We start from the raw sequence: 20292 nt of genomic DNA, 5'->3' as shown, positions 1-20292 counted from the left end.
TGAAATCCGAAAGACGCGCATGCAACACTTCACTGCCATCTATTTTTCGGATGGGCTGGTCAAGCGGGAGGCCATATGAAAAAGATACTTCTTGTATTACTACTAGGCACAATTGCGGCAGGACTTCCTGGCCAGGCTATCGCCGACAGCGGCACGGGCATCGGGGGCCAAGCGCCAATTTTTGCACCACCTGCGCTGTATGGCGCGGAAACGCATCCGGCGCCATTATTCCTCGCGCCGCCGGCGATGACGATTGCTCCGGTCTGGCGTCAACGCAATGAATGGGAAAAACGCCGCGTTGATCAATGGAGCGAACTCGAATGGCAACGCCAGCAGTGGCGCGAGACCCACAACGACAGTACTGTCGGTAACCGGCTCAACACCAGCACCAGCCAAGGCCCGGCATCTTCCAACAGTTTCTAAGCGGCTTGATGTGTATTAAAAGCGCGGCAAGTCGGCCAGGGTGCGCCCGGATGTATCGCGCTCCGCGATGCCGATCCCTTCTATGCCATGTTCGTGGATCACCAGTGCAATGCTGGGACCGCGCACGATTTTTCCGTCAACGGAAAACGCCGTCGCCACTTCGTCGCCAAAGTGCAGTGCGTCGACAACCAGACTAACGTCCTGCTCCGACGTTTTATGCTCCCATCCGATAGAACCATCATCCTGCGGCTTCGCCCGCCCCCAGCGCACTTCCTCGACCCGGTCACCTTCGACATTAAAACGCACTGCTTCAATCATATGAATTGACATGTATTTCTCCGGGATAGAAAGTCGAATGAACCAGGCACCATGTTACCCGCCATGTTTGCCGGCAGCAAGATAGGCAACCAAAATTTGGACTGTGCTTTCTGTCTCGCCAAACAAAAAACGCTATCCGGCGGATAGCGTTTTTCGTCAATAGCGATCAGTTGGATCTGCTCAAACCTAATAGGCAGGATCACCCGGAACCACGCGCAGCCAACCGCCCGGGCAACTTGGCACTTGAGGATAGTATCCTGCAGGATTGTAGCAATAGTAGCTGTAGTCGCCGTCAGGTGCGACATACGCCGGGCCGGCCGGATAAAGCGCAGGATCGTAGTAATAAGGATCCCAGAAAAAAGGCCCGCCGATCACTATCACCCCGCGGCCGTGGAAATCGCGGAACCGACGATAACCGTGATTTGCTTGTGGGCCGCCGCCATGAAAACCGCCACCGCCGTGGAATCCTCCGCCATGGAATCCTCCGCCATGAGATTCACCGTTGCGGGCAAACGCCGAGCCCGTGGCGCCGGACAACATCAGCGCAACCGCGGCCAGCCAAAGAATCAATAACTTTTTCATACAAGACCTCAAACTTCCAATGTCGCCGCGCACGCAGCGGCACAACCGTGTCTCCCTGTATTCAATATAGATTGCGCATCAGGAATGGTCGATACAAATCAGTAATGATTGCAACAACATGTATCAAATGAAATGCTTCTTTCGGCAAAAAAATAGTCGAAGAAAAATGGTGGTGAAATTTCTGCCGAAAATGGCATCGCTATAGCCAGGCGTTTAATGCGGCGCTCTGGTTACGGTATACTTACTCGTCCAAAACGCAGAAAGAAAGCAATAGAAATGACGACCTACAAAGAGCTGCAAGCACAAATCGAACAATTGAGGAAACAGGCAGAAGAATTGCGTCAAGCTGAGATTGCTGACGTCATCATCGAGATTAAAACAAAAATGCAGGAATACGGCATTACCGGAGCGGACCTGGGTCTCATGGGCAAGAAACGCATCATGAAAACCTCGCCGGCGATGGAAGCAGAAACGCCGGCGATGACACCTGTCGTTGAAGATGCGTCGGCTGGCGGCGAAATGTAATTGCAAGCAGCGATTGATATCGAACGGTTGCCATTGACGGCTCGGATTGCTGAGCCAACTTAAAAAAACAGATTTCGATGGCAACCGTCGAAAATATTGATCCAGTTGATCCAGTTGATCCAATCAATCCAATCCAAACCGCAACCCCAGCGCCAGCACATTATTGCGCAGGCCACCGCCACCCAGTTGCGCGTCGTAGTTGAAATACCAGCCCCAGCGCTTATCCACCGCCGTATTCAAGCCCAGCCCGAGCCAGCCCGTGCTGCGCGCCAAACCGATCCCCTGCACCGTAAATCCCGCCGCCGGCGCACCGACGTAAGCCGCGTTGAAATCCAGGCTGCCATCGTTGAATCCATGCTGCCATGCAGCGTAGGCTTGCAATACGCTGGTCCCGCCAGCCCATTGGAAGCTGGTGTCGCCCCGCACCCCCAGCAACCCCGCCGTTTGCTGGTACGCCTGGCTAGCTGCAGTCAAGCCGAAGACGCCGCCGCTTTCCGTAAAGCCGCCACGTTTGAGCCGGTCATAGGCCACGCCCGCATACGGCGTCAGCCGGGTGCTGCCGGATAAGGGCAAGACATAGCCGCTTTCAGCATAAGCTGACCATAGATTATCGGTATGCCCCGCCCCCAGCTTCTGCGTGCCATTACCGATCACGGCCTCGCGCGTCACCGTGCTGTTGACCGTCGCTGCGCCCAGCCGCCCCGAGACATACCAGCCCTGCTCACCAAAGGCATGCCGGCCATACAGCGAGACGCCGGTATCGTGACTCTTCGATTGCCCACCCAGCCGGTCGAAACTGGCCTTGCTGTCCGAATAGGCGAGCGCGGCGCCGACGATGGTGCCGTCGCCGAGCCGGGTATCGACGCCGAACTGGCCGCCCCACAAGGACGTATCGCCCGTGGCAAATCCGCTCTGCTCCAGCTTGCCGGAAGCGCCGATGGTGCTGACCCAGAGGCCGGTGCCGTCCGGGTCGCCGGGCTGACTGCCCAGCATCGCCAGGCGGTTCGCCAGGTCGCGGTTGATCGCCTGCGACTGCTGGAAGGTCAAGGCTTGCGCCGAGGCATGGATCTGGCCGGATAGGCTGTCCAGCACCTGCCCTGCTACCGCCACGCTGGCGCTCTTCTGGATCGCTGCGGCGCTGGCCAGGAATTCCCCATTGGTCCCGCCAGTGTTGCCGCTGGCGACCATCTGGTCTGCCGCTTTCAGGCCGGTTTCCAGGTTGACGGCGGCGTTGTTGCGGGTCGCATCGCTGCCGAAGGCTTGCGCCGCCACGACAGCGACATTGGTGCGGCTGATCTGCAAATCCACTTCCTTGGCCTGATACGACAAGCTCGCAGCAATGAACACGCCCGGCGTAAAGCTGACGCCATCGGCTTCAAAGCTGAGATCGCTGAACTGGCCGCTGACGCCGCCGGTGGCTGTGAGAATCTTGCTGGGGGTGCCTGCTTGCTGCGTCACATAGCCGGAAGGATTGCTGTTGCCGGCTGGCGTGGTGGCGATCAGATGAGAATTGCCGAGGATCGCCGCACCACCCACCGCCAAGGTCGTATTGAGCTGGTTGGCCAGCACCGCGTTCGGCGTCGCCACATAATTGCCGCCGATAGCGAGGCCAGCGCCGCTATTGGTGAAGCGGCCGCTGTTGTTGACATTGCCGTGGACGGTGCCGCCATCGCCGGCCAGATTGCCGAGGCTGCCGATATTCACATTGGCGGCCACGGCGCCGGTGATATTCAGGGTGCCGCCGAGGATATTGCTATCGCCCAGGTAAGTATTGTTGCCGGCCAGCGTCAACTGGCCGCTGCCGCTCTTGTTCAAGCCGGCATCGCCACCGATATTGTTCTTGAACACCGACGCGGCGTTATCGAACTGGACATTGACGTTGGGACCCAGCGCCAGGCTCTGCGCAAACAATCCGGGGCCATTGACTGCCTTGCTGGCATTGAGCAAACCCCAGCCATAGGTCGCCGTATCGTGCATGTCAGTCGCGGTCGAGAGGATGGTCTGGCGGATCAGGTCGGCGTTCATCCAGGGAAAGGCCTGCTGCACCAGCGCCGCCGCGCCGGTGACGGCGGGTGCGGCAAAGGAGGTGCCGAAGACACGGCCACCGCTGCTGCTGGAAATGAAATCCCCCGGTGCAGCCAGGCACCAGTTGGCGGCGACGCCGCAGCGGTTGGCGTAGCTGGAAATCATGCCTGGCACCGTGTCGCTGCTGGAATAGCCGTTGCCGCCGCCGGCGGCGTTGACGGCCGTCACGGCTAGCCAGCCGGTTTGCAGGTCGGCAAACATGGACGGCAGGCTAGCGTTCAGGTTCGGCTGGGCCGCGCCGTCGTTACCCGTGGACCAAATGAACAATCCATGCTGGGCAACGAACGGCTGATACAGGTTATGCAAGGCCAGCGCCTGACCTACCGTAGCACCGACTGCACTGATGCCATTGGACTGGTTGAAAATACGCACGCCTTTGGCGAACAGGTCCTGGTATATCTGGCTATTAAGCAGCACATTATCGCCGGTGGTACCGGCAGCCGCAGCCTGTATCTGCACGCCCGGGGCCACCCCCAGCGTATTGCCCGCCAACGCTTCGACCACTTCCGTTCCGTGCATATTGCCATCGGTGCCGGTAGAACTATAGACAGTCTTGCTGATACGCCCTGCAAACTGTGGATCGCTCACATCGAAATCGGTATCGACCACGCCCACCGTCACTCCCGTCCCAGTCAAGCCCTGCGCGTGAGCGGTTGCGGTATTGCTCGGATCTTGTACATTTAACATGGCGGGCGTCGGTGTCACCACCGGCGGTGGCGGTACCGAACTAGTATTACCGGGTGGAGCGGGGGTAGTTACTGGCGGAGTGGGAGTCGTAGCAGGCGGCGGAGCGCTTGGCACTGGAGTGGAGGCTGGATTCGGGTTGCTGCTGCCACCGCCCCCTCCTCCGCAACCCGACATTACTGATACGGCAACAATAGAGATGATCGACAACAATCCCCGGCGAGATATTTCTTTTGCCATAACGCCTCCCCCATATGTGCTTTAACTTCAATCCGATCAATGATCGGCATATCGGCCTATTGCATTCACATACTCAGTCGTGCATCTATAATGACAATCTCAAACATTTCTTTGTGGCAATTTAGTATGCGCGCGTTTTGCGCGAATTAACCTTTCTTAACAAAATATTTCCCAATGGATATATTTTCACAGTCGTATAACCACGCGAAAATCACATTGCAAATAGGGTTTAGCAAGAGATGACGGGGATAAGACGGCAAATCGGTAGTGTTGCAATATGCACACATTTGCGACAGACCAACATTTTTATAGGAATCGCTGTAGCTTTTGCTATTATTACCGTCTGGTAACCATATCAAAATCCATGGCTAATCCTGCTGTCACCAACAACGGGGGCAGTCATGCCGGCACAATTTCAGGGGGATAGAAATGACATTCATAGAATCGATCAAAGTCTGCTTTTCCAAGTACATCGATTTCAACGGCAGGGCTTCACGCTCCGAATACTGGTGGTTCGTACTTTTTATAGTGCTGGCGACCATTGTGGCCGATGCCATCAGCTATAAGCTGAGCGGACTTTTTTCACTTGCTACCCTGCTCCCTTCCATCGCAGTGGCCACACGGCGCTTGCACGATACTGATCGAAGCGGCTGGTGGCAGCTGATAGCACTGATCCCCGTCCTGGGCTGGATCGCCATCATCTATTTCCTGGTGCAGGAACCAAAAGAGCCAAACAGATTCGGCGCAGCACCAACCAGCGAAGCGCTTTCGGAAACCTGAGCATCAGGCGCACAACGGCGCCTGCCTTGCCTCGAGGCGAGCGCCGTATAATGGGAAACCAGCGGAGCGATCCGCCCATCACCAGCAGGATAACAATGAAATCCGCCCTTCTTGTCATCGACGTCCAGCATGGACTTTTCGAGGAAACCCCGCGGCCGTTCGAAGCCGATACCGTAATTGAGCGCATCAACACCCTGGCCACCAAAGCCCGCACTGTGGGCGCTCCGGTGGTTTTTATCCAGCATGAAACGCCGGACGATGAGCTTGCCTACAATTCCCCGAACTGGCAGTTGCAGCCCGGATTGCAGGTGAAGAATAGCGATATCAAGCTGCGCAAGAAGACATCGGATTCATTCCTCCGCACAGGATTGCAGGAACTGCTAGCGGCGCAAAACGTCGATCAGCTCGTCATCTGCGGCTACGCCTCGGAATTCTGCGTCGACACCACCGTCAGGAGCGCTGCCGCACTGGGATATCCAGTTACTCTCGCAGCCGATGCCCACACCACGCATGACAAGCCGCACGCCACCGGCCAGCAGATCAGGATCCACGAAAATGCGACGCTACAAAATGTCGATAGTTTTGACGGAAAAATCAAAGCCGTCGCCACCGTAGAGCTGCATTTCTGACAAAAATCAAGGCGCACGAGAAGATGGCCTTAGCCATAAGAACCTGTTAAAATTCGGCCCTGCCCAGTATCGCAAGCAATTAACGTCGATACTTTTTTGCAGATTTCTTCAAAACTGCAAACATGCCCGAGTGGTGAAATCGGTAGACACAAGAGACTTAAAATCTCTCGCTCGTAAGGGTGTGCCGGTTCAAGTCCGGCCTCGGGCACCAATATCTAAAAGGCTCTCAGCGATGAGAGCTTTTTTTTATCTTTTCCGCAAAATAGAAAGTTTCCGCAAAACGTACTTCTGTCTTTTTGGATTAAGCGCGTGAATTTCAAACTTTCGGCTTAAATTGTTTATCGCTAATACGGAATTTTCGACGGCGATCCCCTATCAGCGCGCGCAACTCACTTATAGTTAAATCACTGATTTCGTGCATTCTAATGAGCAACGATGCACCGACTGGCAAACGGCGATGGCGGATTTTGCTAATCACAGGCGGCGCCACTTCGAGCGATCGCGACAGTGCCGCATCATTTTTCAATTTCAATTTTTCAATCAGTGCATCAAGCAAATTGTTTGGATCATACGTAGTCTGATGATCGAGCTTGTTACTTGTGGACGTATCGGAGGAAATGTTCTTTATCATATCTTTATTGATTTCGTTATAAATCTAATATTTTTTATACAACTTCATTTTGTACTAGTTAAATCCATCGCAGAATGCTATTCCGACCACCCCACGGCGTCCTTATCAGACGCGCCACGATGCCACTTACAAGCTAAGTAGCAGAAATCGGTCAACGCTGTGCAATTACATTCCCATCTATTCCGTAAAGCTCACATTCATCTCCTTGCACCTTTGCCAAAAGCACTCGAGCTATTGACGACATTTTTGCAATTATTTCTGGGCTTGGGTTCTTTGCCACCACACTACCCCTCCTGAAATCGAACCAAGCCATATTTCCGTCCTTACCATGCTTTGAGTAAGCAATCCAGACCGCAAGTCCTGCACTTTCAACTCTAAGCATTTTCCCCTGACCTACTTCGGCCTCTGCATATCCATCTAGCCGCATTTCTGGGTCACTCCCCACAAACGCAATCCATTCAGAAAGGGTAATTTCCGATCCCAATTTGTCAAACCAATTTTCTTTTCTTGTAATGTAAATATCGTAACCCATAGGCCCCCTATTACTCAGCGCTCGACTTGAAATTAGGCACAGCAAACACATTGCCAACTGGTCCAGGCTGCAGACGATCGTAACCTTGTCCGGTGCGGGAAAAACGTTGCAATCGAAGTACTCTTTAAAGAGTGCTCGACGTGTTCGCATATGCGTTACTCGATTTACCTTGCGGATAGTGCTTTTTAAATTGCGGAAAATAGCCTAGAGCATTCATTTAAAAAAACGATAGTGATTATCGTAATGTGTGAGCGGTTCCATCGGTATCCATTCGGTTGGAATGAACGTCGAATCCACCTTGACCTGATAACCATGTCGCCAAGCGTTTTTTGCGCAAATGACTGCCAAAGTGGAAATCAAATCCGCCGTATAGCCACTGTCACTATCGCTGCGCGCATGCACCACCTTGGGTGTGACTAGCTGCACTAATACCTCTTGCATTTCGCCGATATTGCCCCGGCCAACGCAAGGTAAAACTGATGATCAACCTGATATTTTTTAAGACGCTGGTTCCGTACCGTTCAAGAGGCTACGCAACGCGTTGAGACTCATTCCCGTGGTGTGACACATCCGCACTAGCAGTGAGACACCTATCCTCTTATGACCACAACGAATGTGACTGATAATTGGTCCCGCAACCCCCAGTTTGTAACTGAGACCGGTATCTGTTGTTACACATAACAGATCCTTCAATGCGTCTAGCAGTCGATTGACTTCCTCTGTCGTTTCGCCCACGACAGGCAATCTCACCGCCGGCAACATTTTTTTGAACTGCCCAGGTTTGTTTTCACGCGATTCCGTGTCCGGCGAAGCGCAAACAGGCCGTCCCTGTAACAAGGTGTAGAGCTCATCAAATTTCAGGCCACTTGCCACATGCATCCTCATCAGCAGCGATGCCCTGACGGGGAGCCTGCCGTGACGGATTTTACTCATGGTCGGTCGCTGCACACCCAGCAGGCGACACAGATCCGCGTCATATGTCAAATGCAATTTGGCCATGAGTGCATTCAACAGGAAAGTGGGATCAGCATTCGCAGAAGAATTGCCTGTCGTTTCAGCAGAGATCTTTAGCTTTGCTTTAGTGCGCTCGCTCAACATAGTTCTGGATATTCATATCGTTGTGACGCATGCGAATAAATTCTTTCATGCTCCGCGTCAGACTGCGTTTGGGAGATCTAAATATTGCACTTTCAGATTACCCAAAAATCAAATGTTGAAGATTGTCAAAGCTAATTTATTTATTTTTTTTGATGCTGAAATTATCGCTAAACCATCTTCTAAAAATTCTTCAAAATGCCACACAGTTACTGTGCAGAAATGGTTCAATTCCGCTGAGCAATGGGAATTCAAAAGCGAGACTGGCTGGCCGGTCACAGTTCCGACAAGCCGTAACTATGCAGGCCGGATAAATCGACAACCCGGATCGACTGGTAGGAAATGCTGATCAGCTGCAAATCGGCCAGGTGGCGCAGAGCCTGGTTCACGCGCTGCCGCGATAAACCGGTGAGCAAACCGATCTCTTCCTGCGACAGCTCCAGCACCGCCGAAGTACGCGGATACAGCATGGGATGGAACAATTGCGCGATTGCTTGCGCTACCTGGGCATCGACGCCCAGCAGCCGCTCGTTTTGGATCATCGCGATAAACTGGCCCATACGCTCATTCAACTGGCGGATCACGAAGGCGGTAAAGGGCAAGCTTTCCGCCAGCAATACGTGAAAAATCTCCGTCGGCACCAGCATGACATCTGACTCTCTAACCGCAATCACGTCGTACCTGCGCAGTTCGCGCTTGATGACGCTCCCTTCACCGCACCAGCCACCCTCTGGCACGCCGGAAAACGTCGCACCGCGCCCCTCGATGCTGTACACCGCGAGTTTGATCAAACCACTGTGAACCCCGATCCAATATTGCGATGGCTGTCCGCGATGCGCAATGAATTCGCCGGCAGAGAAACGTTGCAATACGGCGCCCGACTGCACCAGCGACTGGTGAGCAGGAGTAAGTGCAGTAAACCAGTCATAAGTCACTAGCTGTCCGACACTGATGCTCATCTGAATAATCTCCAATGCTGTCATCGAAACGACAAACCGTTTTAGTAGTAAGTGATAGGCTAGGCCCAATACATCCCGTAATAAACGGGAGAATGTTTATTTCCTCAGGAGACACACATCATGACGGTTGACTACGATTCCGGGCTCGGCAAGAATGCTGCCAATTTTGCGCCATTGAGCCCGATTGACTTTATCGCACGCGCCGCCGAAGTATACGGCAATCGCCTGGCAATCGTGCACGGTCCTGTGCGTCAGAACTGGCGCGAGACCTATCAGCGCGCCTGCAGGCTGGCCAGCGGCCTGCGCAAACTGGGTGTGGAAAACGGCGATACCGTGGCGGTCATGTTGCCGAATACGCCGGCCATGGTGGAGGCGCATTTCGGCGTGCCGATGGCCGGTGCGGTGCTGAACGCCCTGAATATCCGGCTCAATCTGGCCTCGCTGGCGTTCATGCTGCGCCATGGCGAAGCCAAGGTGCTGCTGGCCGATAGCGAATTCGCCGATGCCGCGCGACAGCTTGCACAACAGATTCACGGTCTGTACGTGGTGGCGGTCAACGATATCCTGGGGCCAGACGATCCTGCATTCGGCAATACCGATTACGAAAGCCTGCTGGCCGGCGGCGATCCCTGTTTCCAGTGGCGGCTTCCCTCCGATGAATGGAACGCGATCGCTCTCAACTATACCTCTGGCACCACCGGCGATCCCAAGGGTGTGGTGTATCACCATCGCGGCGCCGCACTGAATGCGATCTCGAATATCTTGGAATGGGACCTGCCTAAACATGCCGTCTATCTCTGGACGTTGCCGATGTTCCACTGCAACGGCTGGTGTTTTCCATGGACGATTGCAGCGCGCGCTGGCGTCAATGTCTGCCTGCGCAAGTTCGAACCGAAACTGGTGTTCGACCTGATCCGGGAACACAAGATCACCCACTATTGTGCAGCGCCGATTGTCCATGCCGCGCTGGCCAACGCACCGGAAAGCTGGCGCCAGGGGATACGAGACAAAGTACGCGGCATGGTTGCCGGCGCCCCGCCGCCACCGGCGGTACTCACTAAAATGGAAGCCATGGGCTTCGACCTGGTGCATGTCTATGGCCTGACCGAAGTGTACGGACCGGCCTCAGTCTGCGCTGAACAGGTTGAATGGAGCACGCTGACAGCGGATGAGCGCGCCCAAAAGAAATCGCATCAGGGAGTCCGCTATCACTTGCAAACCGCAATAACTGTACTTGATCCCGACACCATGCAGCCGGTCGCCGCCGATGGCAAAGAAATCGGTGAGATCATGTTTCGCGGCAACATCTGCATGAAAGGTTATTTGAAGAATCCGCAAGCCACCCACAACGCCTTTGCCGGCGGCTGGTTCCATACCGGCGATCTTGGCGTGATCGCCGAAAACGGCTACATCAAGCTCAAGGACCGCAGCAAGGACATCATCATTTCCGGTGGCGAAAATATCTCCAGCGTCGAAGTCGAAGACGCTTTGTACCGGCATCCCGACGTGCTGGCCGCCGCCGTAGTCGCCAAACCGGACGAAAAGTGGGGCGAAACGCCGTGCGCCTTTGTTGAACTGAAAGAAGGCAGCACGCTTACCGAAGAAGCCTTGATTGCCTTTTGCAGAAATATCCTGGCCGGATTCAAGACGCCCAAGGCGATCTATTTCGGGCCGTTGCCGAAAACTTCCACCGGCAAGATCCAGAAATTCGAATTGCGCAAGCGGATACGTTCAAGCTCTGCGATTGATGAGAACAACGGGTAAGTTCGCGCTCAGGGAAGTACGGATCTGATCGCCATGTGTAACCGACTGCGGCTCCCTCAGCCAGCCGCAGTTGTAGCCGGCGCTGATCCGCTCCTGAGCGCGCCCAGCGACAACAGTCGTTGCGCCATGCAAAAGACAAACAGCAGCACGCCAATGACAATCTTGGTCCACCACGAACTCAGCGTGCCATCGAATGCGATCAAAGTCTGGATCAGCCCCAGGATCAGCACTCCGGTCAGGGTCCCGGCGACATAACCGTAACCTCCCGTGAGCAAGGTACCACCGATTACCACTGCCGCGATTGCATCCAGTTCAGTGCCCTGTGCGTGCAAGCCGTAGCCGGACAACATGTAGAACGAGAACAAGACCCCAGCCAGCGCGGCGCAAAAACCGCTGAAAGCGTAGACCATCACCTTTGTGCGGCCGACCGGCAAGCCCATCAGCAACGCCGATTGTTCGTTGCCGCCGACGGCATAAACAGCACGCCCGAACCGAGTGTAGTGCGCAAGGTAAATCGCCAAGGCCAGCATCAACACGGCGATCAGTACGCTGGGCGAGACGAAAGCGCCGAATATGCCTATCCTGCCTTGCGACAGCGCCACATACATAGGTTGATCGATGGCGATGGAATTGATGCTGATCAGATAGCACAAACCACGCGCCAGAAACATACCGGCCAATGTCACAATGAACGCTTGCAGTTTAAAAAAATGAATCAGTGCTCCCATCGCGGCGCCAAAGCCACTGCCGACCAACAGCACGCAGCCAATCACCAGCAATGGCGGCCAATGCCAGGATTGCAGCAGATAGGCGGAAATCATGGTGGTCAGGGCCAGCACCGAACCCACCGAAAGATCGATGCCGCCGGACAGGATCACGAATGTCATGCCGATCGCAATCACCAGCAAGAACGCGTTATCGATCAACAGATTAAGCACAACCTGCAAAGAAAAGAAGCCGGTATAGGCAACAGAACCCAGGCCGAACATGATCACCAGCAAGGCAACGGTCACCAGTGAAGTGAAATACGGGGACGCAAGCAAGGAGCGCGGTGTTTTCATCATTTTTTTTCGCCTGGCATTCTGGCCTTGAGTCGGCTCTTGAATCGAACCTTGGATGCGCCACCAAATAGGCGTGGCATCAAGTGACGGAATTCCTTCGATTGCGACAGGCAGACCGCAAACACCACCACCGCTTTCACCACCATATTGACTTCCGGCGGCACGCCCATCGAATAAATCGTATAGGTCAATGCCTGAATGATCAACGCACCAATGACGCTGCCAACCAAGCTGAACTTGCCGCCGCCTAAAGAGGTGCCGCCCAAGGTTACCGCCAGAATCGCGTCCAGTTCCATCAGCAGCCCGGCGTTATTGGCGTCCGCGCTTTTGATATTCGAACTGATCATCAGCCCGGCGACGCCCGCGCAAGCACTGCAAAACATATAGACGAAAAAAATCAGTGCGGCGGTTCGGATGCCAGCCAACCGCGACGCTACCGGATTGATGCCGACCGCCTGGATAAACAAGCCCAATGCCGTCTTGCGCATCAACATGGTCACCACCAGAAAAACGCCGATGGAGATAAACAAAGAAAAAGGCAAGCCAAACAGATAGCCGCTGCCGAGATAGAAAAATGGCTTGTAATACACCGTGATGATCTGGCCATCCGTCAGCAACTGCGCCAGGCCGCGGCCGCCGACCATCAGGATCAAGGTGGCGATAATCGGTTGCAATCCCAGCGTGGCGACCAGGAAACCGTTCCAGACACCACACAAGATGGCCGCGCCGAGCGCCGCAAGGATGGCCCATCCCATCGGAATACGACTGACATATTCCGGCACACCATTATGTATCTGCATTGTGCCGCCAATCAGTAATGCGGCGACCGTGCCTGATATCGCCACCACTGCCCCCACCGAAATATCGATGCCGCGTGTGGCGATCACTAGGGTCATGCCAAGCGCAGTCAACATCAATGGTGCGGCGCGGTTGACGATATCGATCAAGCTGCCGTAGAGATGCCCATCCTTCCACTCCAGCCGAAAAAAACCAGGGACCAGGAAAAAATCCACAGCCAGCAACAACGCCAGCGCCGCCAACGGCCTAAACAAGGGGTGCCGTAAAAGCATCGATAGCTGTCCCATTGGTGCGTGGCCTGTAATTTCCATTCTCGCCGGCCCGGTTTCTTTAATGGCTTCAGGATGCAATGGCATACTCACTCGCACTCTCCTGCGATCACCTGCAATACTGAATCGTCATCCAGCTCCCCGCGTTTATATTCACCGCAAGCTTTACGGTCACGCAACACCAGCATCCGATCGCTGACCCTCAACACCTCTGGAATTTCAGACGAGATGAACAGGATCGCCATGCCTTTGCGGCACAGCGCGATCACATGATCCATGATTTCCTGCTTGGCGCGGACATCGATACCGCGCGTCGGCTCGTCCAGGATCAGTATTGCCGGATCGGTGGCAAGCCAGCGCGCCAGCAAGGTTTTCTGCTGGTTGCCGCCCGATAGCGAACTGATCGGCGTTTCGATGTCCGGGACTTTGATCCCCAGCCATTTCACATAATCGTTGGCCAGCATGAGTTGCCGTTTGCGCGGGATAACGCGCAGCAATCCGGCGCGTGCCTGCAACGCCAGGATAATGTTTTCCCGTACCGACAGCTCCAGTATGGCGCCCTCTTTTTTTCGATCTTCAGAACAAAAACCGATTCCGGCCGCGATAGCGTCACGCGGCGAATGGAATTTTTCAGCTTTGCCTTTCACCTGGATGCTACCGCTATCGGCCTTGTCGGCGCCGAACAACAGCCTCGCCGCTTCGGTACGGCCCGAACCCAGCAAACCGCACAGGCCAAACACCTCGCCGCCACGCAGATCCAGATCCAGCGGTGCCAGCACGCCATTGCGCCCCAACCCTCGCGCCTGCAACACGCTGGGCTGATTATCCTGGACGCCAGCGGCGACTGGCCCGGCATGGCCGGCAGCAATGCCTGAATCCACTGGCGGTTGCGCTTGCAAGCCAACCATCTTGTTCACCAGATCGAGGCGACTGAGCTGCGATGCCGGATACTCGCCTTCGCGCACGCCATTCCGCAATACCGTGATGCGATCGGAAATGTCGTAAGTCTGTTCCAGAAAATGTGTAACGAACAAGATCGCCATGCCTTGCCCGCGCAGCTTGCGCAAGACATCGAACAACAGCTTGACTTCGGCATCGTCGAGACTGGAGGTGGGCTCATCGAGAATCAGCACCTTGGCGGAAATGCTTAGCGCCCGCGAGATCGCCACCATTTGCTGGATCGCCAATGGATATCTGGACAACGGCGCGGCAACGTCCAGCTTGATTTGCAGGTCGTCCAGCAAGCGTTGCGCTTGCCGCTGCATAGTCTTCCAGTCGATCGCCCCGTATTTTTTCGGATAACGGCCGATAAAAATATTCTCGGCTACCGATAGATTGGGGCACAGATTGACTTCTTGATACACCGTACTGATACCAAGGTTTTGTGCCCCCAGAGTTGAAGACGGCCGCACCTGCTCGCCATGTAACAGAATCTGACCACCATCAGGTTCGTAAACTCCGGTCAATACCTTGATGAGCGTCGACTTGCCCGCGCCATTCTGCCCCATCAGCGTGTGTACCTCGCCGGGGAAAAGCCGCAGAGCGACGTCGCTGAGCGCCTTTACGCCGCCAAACGCCTTGGAGATGCCACTGAGTTCTAACGTTGGGGCGACGCTGTCCGGCGCTGTACCGGCAGCGTTTATTGCCATTGTATCCATGCGCTTGCGATCCCAGGTTTCTCACGCAAGATGGCGGCATCTACCTGTCCGCCACCGAATCCAATACCGCAGCGCGGAAGTCCAGCTCCAACCACTGCGCCGCGACTAGCATCCGCTATCAGTATTTGCGGTTCGGGAACTCCTTGGCGGCGACTTCAGCCGGAAACACGCTTTCTTCCGTCGTGATGCGCTTAGGTACGGTCTCGCCGGCGACAACCTGTTTGGCCACCTTCATCAACTGCGGTCCAAGCAACGGGCTGCACTCTACCGTCACGTTCAGCTTGCCCGCCATCATCGCTTCAAACGCGCCCTTGACACCATCCACCGAGATCACTAGGATATCCTTGCCCGGTTTCAGGCCGGCCTCTTCGATGGCCTGGATCGCGCCTATGGCCATGTCGTCATTGTGGGCGTACAGCACGTTGATTTTCTTGCCGTCGGTCTTGAGGAAGGCCTCCATCACTTCTTTGCCTTTGGCGCGGGTGAAGTCGCCGGTCTGCGAACGGATAATCTTCAGATTCGGGTTGGCGGCGATGGTTTCTGCAAAACCGGTCTTGCGATCGATCGCCGGCGCTGAACCAACCGTACCTTGCAATTCAACAATATTAATATCGCCGGCCGGCATGGTCTTGGCGCGCTCCAGCAACCAGCGCCCGGCGCGGCGGCCTTCTTCAACGAAGTCAGAACCGATGAATGTGACGTACAGCGATTTATCCTTGGCGTCCACCGCACGGTCGGTCAAGATCACCGGGATTTTGGCGGCTTTCGCTTCGCCCAACACGGTATCCCAGCCCGATTCGACGACCGGGGAAAAGGCAATGACATCGACTTTTTGCGCAATGAACGAACGAATCGCCTTCACCTGGTTTTCTTGCTTTTGCTGGGCGTCGGCAAATTTCAATGTCACGCCGGCCTGCTTCGCCGCATCCTTGATCGACGCGGTATTCGCAGTGCGCCATTCACTTTCAGCACCAACCTGCGAAAAACCAAGGACCAAGGGCTTGTCGGCATAAGCACTGGCTGCAATTCCGAATCCCAATCCCAGGCTCAAGCTTAAATTCAGGGCCGCGCTCAGCACCGTTCTGCGTGTCATTTTCATTGCTTGTCTCCGTTAATTTATCGGCATTTTTGTGCGACGCAGATCGCTATGTTGAGCCGCGCAGCCCAGCCATTCCCTGTCTTATTTTTAATCATATAAAGAGTTTTTCAGGAGATGGCGCGCACCATACTAGGACGGAAATCGAAGACTAGCTAATGAATTTTTTTGCCTGTCAGATACATTTTTGAGTATCTATTTGCTGGAAATGCTAATTAATCACTGAACAAATCAAATTAGACGGTGTTTTATGTGAGAAACGCACATTCAGTCAAACGCGGTAACGCCGCCAACAAAATGCCGAACAAAAAAAAGCCCGCTAACTTTCGTTGCGGGCTTGAATCCAAACCTTATGAGGTGTTGGAGGAGACAGAAGCACTATATCGCACTGCAGCATATCAGTCTGCTTGATTGTTGTGATACCAGATATTCACCATACAAATAATAGCAATCAGATAGATTTTGCAATTTTTTCCAATTAGGCAATTCACTTACTGAGGTTGCACCATTGCAGCGTCAGTCTGCTGCAAACTTCAAAAGCGTATGGCGGACCAGCGACAGAACAAACTAGATCGCACGATCTTCATCAAAGGGCCTAGTTGTAACCAAGACTTACGCAAAATCGTCCTGACAAGACGCTTCGACGAAGACAGTACGAATGGTCGGCTAGGAGATGCAACGCGATCAGGGCGGTTTTGCGTAAGTCCTGGTAACAAGAAAAATGCAATTCTATTGATGACGGCAACAACTACCCTACTTGTTCGGACGTTCCTGCGGGACATCTGTCGCAGCGATCAATTCGTTATCGAACAATTCGAATTTAAGCGGATCATCGGCCGATAACGACTTCTTGGCCACGACCCGGCGCCAGTTCGCATCAATCGTGGCATCCCTGAAAAACACGGCTACCGCAACATACTGGGTGTCTGCTTGCATCGACTGCGAAAGGCTGGCAGCGCCTCCGGGATTGAGCACCAGGCCGTGCGAATCCAGCAAATCCTGCGCCAGCACTGTTTTGTCATTTTTCAGCAGATCGTTGTAGGTTGCCGTGTCAAACGCCTTGCGGTCCTTCAGTTGATAGACGCGCACAACTACCGACAACGGTTTTTGCTTTTCGTCCGGATTGAGCGAATCGCGCGCCTTGAAATCAACGTTGAGTACCTTGACCTGCTTGTAGAACACCGCTTTAGTCGCGTTGACAGTGGTATCTGATACTGCCTGCCAGGCGCCGCAGCCGGACAATATCAAGCTGGTGCAGACGGCAACGATAGAAGTAAAACGCATGGAATTCCCCTGATTTATGCTGCCAGACCGCTATAGCGGCCCAGCGAAATGGTAACGATGCGATCACTCGCCGGTTTTAATAATGTGGTCCAGGCCAGCCGTGGTCTTGCCTGCGGTATACCATCGGCATCAGGCGCTTTGCCTAATGTCAGTTGTGGCGCAGTCATGGCTGACACCTCCATGCGCAGCTCCGCGTCAACCTTGTAGCCGAGGTAGACCCGTAATAGATTCATCAGGTCTTGATGAAGAATCGCTCCGGGCAATATATCGTTCGACTGTCCTGCGTCGGCCGGACGGATAGTGACTTGCACGGTCTGGGTACGGTCCATGACACCGCGGCCTATGACATGGCCATCACCCAGTCCGCGCGGCTTGACGCCGTCTACGGTCTTGGTGCCTAGCACTTGCAGATGTTCCAGCCGCACCCAGATCGGATGAAACTCCTTCACTGTCACGTCGGCCCCGGGCAAGATCTGGCTGATCACGCCGGCCAGGCCATCGGCGGTACGCGTGCGTTGCGTCAATAAACCGAGCAAGGCTAGCAACCGCGCCGGCGACAAGCCTTGCTTGCGTGCCGCGTTGCCGATCCCGAAACCTGCCAGACACAGCAGATACCCCGACATCTCGTCCTCGCCGCCGGGTCGAAAGCCGACCGGATACCGGTACTTGCGCCAGCTGCGGTAAAACAACGTCGCAATCCGGTGATTGAACATGTCAAGAAACGCCGCCACTTCCTCGCTGCCCTCGCGCCGCAACACGATGTCTTCGATGAAATGATGCGGCATGGCGGCATTGACGCCATACAACCCCAGAAAGGTGGTGCGTACCGATGGCGGTGCTTGCGGCCGATCGTCATCGAATTCAACGGCTGCCATTTCCGTGCCGGGAAAGCCGACTTTGGGCAGCGGCCGGAAGCGCACCGCCTCAGACTCTGGCGTGTCCTGACTGCCGAGTAGCGCTTGCTGCGGCGCATGCAATTCCAGTAACTGACAGAACTGGAAGAAATTCATGCGCGGCGCACGCCCTAGCAACTCGCGCATGAAAGGCGACAACGCAGCGACTGCGAGCGGATGTTGCCTGGTCAGGCCTTCGCTAATGATCATAGCGGTGCGGCCTCGCTTTTACTCGCCGGCCAGGAGATCCGTTCGCCGGACGGCAAACTGACCAGGACCAATTGGGTAAACAAATTCATGTCGGCGTATAGAGCGAAGAAGCGCTGCAGCAACTCTCCGAACAGGTACATGTCCCCTTCCCCGGAAAATGCGTGGCTGTCCAGCGTCACCGCAATCTGTACGCCGCGTTCTAACGCACCGCCAGTGACCTGCCTCAAGGCCTTGTGAGTCACTTGCTGGATGCCTGCCAGACGTCGGCGGTTCAGTTCGTCGTCAGTCCAGTCGTAGAGCGCCAATGCGCCACGTAAGACTTCGGCATCCATCAACGACAGGAAATTAGGGGCCAGATGCGACAGCACGCGCCATTGAAAGCGATCGCCGGTCGGCGGATACAAGGGCAATGTTGGCGCTGCCAGGTTGCGCACCGCGCTGACATTCGGCGCACTGCCGGTCAATTCATTGATGCCGGCTTCACGCAATCCTTTGCGCGGCAGCATGCCGTTGGTCCCCGTTACCTGCAGCGACAGCGTTTCTTCCGGCATTTCCTCGATGGTTTCCCAGGCATGACCGCCAAGAATCACCCAGGTATCGAACAGTCCTTTTGCACCTTGTCTCACCCTGGTATGGAAGAATCGTTCCGGCGCTTCATGGCGCAGCATCCCGCCACGGTGACGGAAAGTGGAGAACGGCACGTAGGCATAGCGCTCGCCGGTCAGATGATCCAGCGCGTCGATCGATTCCACTGAATAGGTTTCGACATTTCTGCCGTGATGCAATACCGGCAAAACCCGATACTCGGTTTCATGATGGTTCACGCGTATCGGTTCGGCGTCGAGATTGAATAAATTGATGATGGGTGTGCAGAACAGGCGGATGTTGTCCGCCGAGAAACGCAAATCGGCAGGATATGTTTTATCCAGCACCGCTTCGATTTCGACAAAATCGCAGCCCACCGGCAGCTTCGTCAGGTCAATCCCGAACAAGTCGACAAACAGGAATTTCTCCGGAAACGTGAAATATTCGAGCAACAATTGATAGCCGCCAAACGCATTGTCAGCCTTGGGCCACAAACGTTCGTCGGCCGCAAAGCCGACCGGTGCAAAGCGACCTCCCGGCAAAGGTTGCAAGGCGCCGTCGCGCACGCCGGGAATCCGGATCTGGATTTCCCTGACCTGACGCGTCAATGCCAGATGAAGAGCAGACGCCACCGGCCGGTCTGCATTCAGATACAGCCGGAGCTTCGGCGCCGCCAGCGCTTCCCTTCGAGCTTGCGGAGCGATGCTAAACCGTATCCTGATCGCCGAACGGCCATCGTGCATGGTGGTGGCACCGGCTTCGCTCACGGTGATCGGAAGCAATTGCACAGCTTGCGTGGTGCGGTAAGTGCAGCGCGTATCCTCGGCCCCGATCGCATCCGAGCGTACTTCGATCCCCGGCGGCAGTTCCTCCAGTTTTTGCAAGGTGCCCAGATCTGGCTTCATTTCCAGAATCGACAGCGACGGAATCATCCGCAGGTAATGCGGCCATAAAAGGCTCACCAGCCCTTCGGTTAGCTCCGGCAACTCATCGTCCAGCTTTTGCCGCAGCCGCGCGGTCAGGAATGCAAAGCCTTCAAACAAGCGCTCCACATAGGGATCACGGTCTCCTACCCGATCCAGATTCAGCAGGCGGGCGCGGTCCGGATGGGCTTCGGAGAACTCCTTGCCGGCTTCGCGCAGATAGCGCATTTCGGCTTCGTAATAGCGCAGGATATCGTCGTTCATGGCA

Annotated in this window: 19 protein-coding genes and 1 tRNA gene; 6 read left to right on the top strand and 14 right to left on the bottom strand. The window is 55.1% G+C overall.

The window, feature by feature from the left end:
* The first annotated feature begins 75 nt into the window (after window positions 1-75).
* Complete coding sequence (locus tag LT85_RS11695; RefSeq protein ID WP_038488888.1) at window positions 76-423, top strand: hypothetical protein; 348 nt, start codon at window positions 76-78, stop codon at window positions 421-423.
* Between the two features lie 15 nt (window positions 424-438).
* Here LT85_RS11695 and LT85_RS11690 read toward each other — a convergent pair whose 3' ends face one another.
* Both LT85_RS11690 and LT85_RS11685 read right to left on the bottom strand, forming a co-directional pair.
* Window positions 439-753 carry a hypothetical protein gene (locus tag LT85_RS11690; RefSeq protein WP_038488885.1) on the bottom strand — a complete coding sequence of 105 codons (315 nt, stop codon included), beginning with the start codon at window positions 751-753 and terminating at the stop codon, window positions 439-441.
* A 174-nt stretch (window positions 754-927) separates the two neighbouring features.
* A complete protein-coding gene (locus LT85_RS11685) occupies window positions 928-1323 on the bottom strand; it encodes a hypothetical protein (protein ID WP_038488882.1) in 396 nt (131 codons plus the stop codon).
* Between the two features lie 276 nt (window positions 1324-1599).
* Here LT85_RS11685 and LT85_RS11680 point away from each other — a divergent pair, with 276 nt between their 5' ends.
* Window positions 1600-1848: an H-NS histone family protein gene (locus tag LT85_RS11680; RefSeq protein WP_038488879.1), complete on the top strand. Its 249-nt coding sequence runs from the start codon at window positions 1600-1602 to the stop codon at window positions 1846-1848.
* 123 nt (window positions 1849-1971) lie between these two features.
* Here the strand turns inward: LT85_RS11680 and LT85_RS11675 are convergent, their stop codons facing one another.
* On the bottom strand, window positions 1972-4620 hold the full coding sequence (locus LT85_RS11675) for an autotransporter family protein (protein WP_253273719.1): 2649 nt from the start codon (window positions 4618-4620) through the stop codon (window positions 1972-1974).
* Window positions 4621-5286: 666 nt separating this feature from the next.
* On the opposite strand from LT85_RS11675, the gene LT85_RS11670 reads away from it, so the two are divergent.
* From LT85_RS11670 to LT85_RS11660, 3 genes are all read left to right on the top strand, one after another.
* Window positions 5287-5637 carry a DUF805 domain-containing protein gene (locus LT85_RS11670; protein WP_038488873.1) on the top strand — a complete coding sequence of 117 codons (351 nt, stop codon included), beginning with the start codon at window positions 5287-5289 and terminating at the stop codon, window positions 5635-5637.
* Window positions 5638-5732: 95 nt separating this feature from the next.
* Window positions 5733-6266 (top strand): cysteine hydrolase family protein, encoded by a 534-nt coding sequence (locus LT85_RS11665; protein ID WP_038488870.1) that lies wholly within the window; start codon window positions 5733-5735, stop codon window positions 6264-6266.
* Between the two features lie 124 nt (window positions 6267-6390).
* Window positions 6391-6477: transfer RNA gene (locus tag LT85_RS11660), tRNA-Leu, on the top strand.
* 105 nt (window positions 6478-6582) lie between these two features.
* Here the strand turns inward: LT85_RS11660 and LT85_RS11655 are convergent.
* The 4 genes from LT85_RS11655 to LT85_RS11635 all read right to left on the bottom strand — a co-directional run bounded on the left by LT85_RS11655 (window position 6583) and on the right by LT85_RS11635 (window position 9483).
* Window positions 6583-6897: a hypothetical protein gene (locus LT85_RS11655; RefSeq protein ID WP_038488867.1), complete on the bottom strand. Its 315-nt coding sequence runs from the start codon at window positions 6895-6897 to the stop codon at window positions 6583-6585.
* Window positions 6898-7048: 151 nt separating this feature from the next.
* A complete protein-coding gene (locus tag LT85_RS11650) occupies window positions 7049-7429 on the bottom strand; it encodes a hypothetical protein (RefSeq protein ID WP_038488863.1) in 381 nt (126 codons plus the stop codon).
* Between the two features lie 498 nt (window positions 7430-7927).
* Window positions 7928-8527, bottom strand: coding sequence for a helix-turn-helix domain-containing protein (locus LT85_RS27530; RefSeq protein ID WP_052135098.1), 600 nt, complete (start codon window positions 8525-8527; stop codon window positions 7928-7930).
* Between the two features lie 272 nt (window positions 8528-8799).
* The gene (locus tag LT85_RS11635) at window positions 8800-9483 is read right to left on the bottom strand and encodes a Crp/Fnr family transcriptional regulator (protein WP_038488860.1); all 684 of its coding nucleotides are present in this window, start codon (window positions 9481-9483) and stop codon (window positions 8800-8802) included.
* Between the two features lie 120 nt (window positions 9484-9603).
* Between LT85_RS11635 and LT85_RS11630 the strand changes: the two genes are divergently transcribed.
* Window positions 9604-11247, top strand: coding sequence for an acyl-CoA synthetase (locus LT85_RS11630; RefSeq protein WP_038488857.1), 1644 nt, complete (start codon window positions 9604-9606; stop codon window positions 11245-11247).
* Between the two features lie 56 nt (window positions 11248-11303).
* Here LT85_RS11630 and yjfF read toward each other — a convergent pair whose 3' ends face one another.
* The 7 genes from yjfF to tssF form a co-directional block, all read right to left on the bottom strand.
* On the bottom strand, window positions 11304-12311 hold the full coding sequence (yjfF, locus tag LT85_RS11625) for a galactofuranose ABC transporter, permease protein YjfF (RefSeq protein WP_038488854.1): 1008 nt from the start codon (window positions 12309-12311) through the stop codon (window positions 11304-11306).
* A complete protein-coding gene (locus tag LT85_RS11620) occupies window positions 12308-13393 on the bottom strand; it encodes an ABC transporter permease (RefSeq protein WP_437177298.1) in 1086 nt (361 codons plus the stop codon). The genes yjfF and LT85_RS11620 overlap by 4 nt, the downstream gene beginning before the upstream one ends.
* A 71-nt stretch (window positions 13394-13464) precedes the next feature.
* Window positions 13465-15024: a sugar ABC transporter ATP-binding protein gene (locus LT85_RS11615; RefSeq protein WP_038488851.1), complete on the bottom strand. Its 1560-nt coding sequence runs from the start codon at window positions 15022-15024 to the stop codon at window positions 13465-13467.
* 127 nt (window positions 15025-15151) lie between these two features.
* A complete protein-coding gene (locus LT85_RS11610; protein ID WP_038488849.1) occupies window positions 15152-16132 on the bottom strand; it encodes an ABC transporter substrate-binding protein in 981 nt (326 codons plus the stop codon).
* Window positions 16133-16882: 750 nt separating this feature from the next.
* On the bottom strand, window positions 16883-17413 hold the full coding sequence (tssJ, locus tag LT85_RS11605; protein WP_038488847.1) for a type VI secretion system lipoprotein TssJ: 531 nt from the start codon (window positions 17411-17413) through the stop codon (window positions 16883-16885).
* Between the two features lie 14 nt (window positions 17414-17427).
* Window positions 17428-18516 (bottom strand): type VI secretion system baseplate subunit TssG, encoded by a 1089-nt coding sequence (gene tssG / locus LT85_RS11600; RefSeq protein ID WP_052135097.1) that lies wholly within the window; start codon window positions 18514-18516, stop codon window positions 17428-17430.
* Window positions 18513-20288, bottom strand: a complete 1776-nt coding sequence (tssF, locus tag LT85_RS11595) for a type VI secretion system baseplate subunit TssF (RefSeq protein ID WP_038488844.1) — start codon at window positions 20286-20288, stop codon at window positions 18513-18515. Before tssF ends, tssG begins: the two co-directional genes overlap by 4 nt.
* Window positions 20289-20292: the final 4 nt, after the last annotated feature.

It is taken from the genome of Collimonas arenae (assembly GCF_000786695.1).
GTDB lineage: Bacteria > Pseudomonadota > Gammaproteobacteria > Burkholderiales > Burkholderiaceae_D > Collimonas > Collimonas arenae_A.
This window is presented reverse-complemented; position numbering and strand designations above follow the sequence as displayed.

Bases quoted from the DNA above. Each gene is read 5' to 3' on its own strand.
- LT85_RS11675 (WP_253273719.1), bottom strand. From the start codon at position 4,620: ATGTTAAATGTACAAGATCCGAGCAATACCGCAACCGCTCACGCGCAG.
- LT85_RS11690 (WP_038488885.1), bottom strand. From the start codon at position 753: ATGTCAATTCATATGATTGAAGCAGTGCGTTTTAATGTCGAAGGTGAC.
- LT85_RS11630 (WP_038488857.1), top strand. From the start codon at position 9,604: ATGACGGTTGACTACGATTCCGGGCTCGGCAAGAATGCTGCCAATTTT.
- LT85_RS11695 (WP_038488888.1), top strand. From the start codon at position 76: ATGAAAAAGATACTTCTTGTATTACTACTAGGCACAATTGCGGCAGGA.
- tssG (WP_052135097.1), bottom strand. From the start codon at position 18,516: ATGATCATTAGCGAAGGCCTGACCAGGCAACATCCGCTCGCAGTCGCT.
- LT85_RS11680 (WP_038488879.1), top strand. From the start codon at position 1,600: ATGACGACCTACAAAGAGCTGCAAGCACAAATCGAACAATTGAGGAAA.
- tssJ (WP_038488847.1), bottom strand. From the start codon at position 17,413: ATGCGTTTTACTTCTATCGTTGCCGTCTGCACCAGCTTGATATTGTCC.
- LT85_RS11650 (WP_038488863.1), bottom strand. From the start codon at position 7,429: ATGGGTTACGATATTTACATTACAAGAAAAGAAAATTGGTTTGACAAA.
- LT85_RS11635 (WP_038488860.1), bottom strand. From the start codon at position 9,483: ATGAGCATCAGTGTCGGACAGCTAGTGACTTATGACTGGTTTACTGCA.
- yjfF (WP_038488854.1), bottom strand. From the start codon at position 12,311: ATGATGAAAACACCGCGCTCCTTGCTTGCGTCCCCGTATTTCACTTCA.
- LT85_RS11665 (WP_038488870.1), top strand. From the start codon at position 5,733: ATGAAATCCGCCCTTCTTGTCATCGACGTCCAGCATGGACTTTTCGAG.
- LT85_RS11685 (WP_038488882.1), bottom strand. From the start codon at position 1,323: ATGAAAAAGTTATTGATTCTTTGGCTGGCCGCGGTTGCGCTGATGTTG.
- LT85_RS11670 (WP_038488873.1), top strand. From the start codon at position 5,287: ATGACATTCATAGAATCGATCAAAGTCTGCTTTTCCAAGTACATCGAT.
- tssF (WP_038488844.1), bottom strand. From the start codon at position 20,288: ATGAACGACGATATCCTGCGCTATTACGAAGCCGAAATGCGCTATCTG.
- LT85_RS11610 (WP_038488849.1), bottom strand. From the start codon at position 16,132: ATGAAAATGACACGCAGAACGGTGCTGAGCGCGGCCCTGAATTTAAGC.
- LT85_RS11655 (WP_038488867.1), bottom strand. From the start codon at position 6,897: ATGATAAAGAACATTTCCTCCGATACGTCCACAAGTAACAAGCTCGAT.
- LT85_RS11620 (WP_437177298.1), bottom strand. From the start codon at position 13,393: ATGGGACAGCTATCGATGCTTTTACGGCACCCCTTGTTTAGGCCGTTG.
- LT85_RS27530 (WP_052135098.1), bottom strand. From the start codon at position 8,527: ATGTTGAGCGAGCGCACTAAAGCAAAGCTAAAGATCTCTGCTGAAACG.
- LT85_RS11615 (WP_038488851.1), bottom strand. From the start codon at position 15,024: ATGGCAATAAACGCTGCCGGTACAGCGCCGGACAGCGTCGCCCCAACG.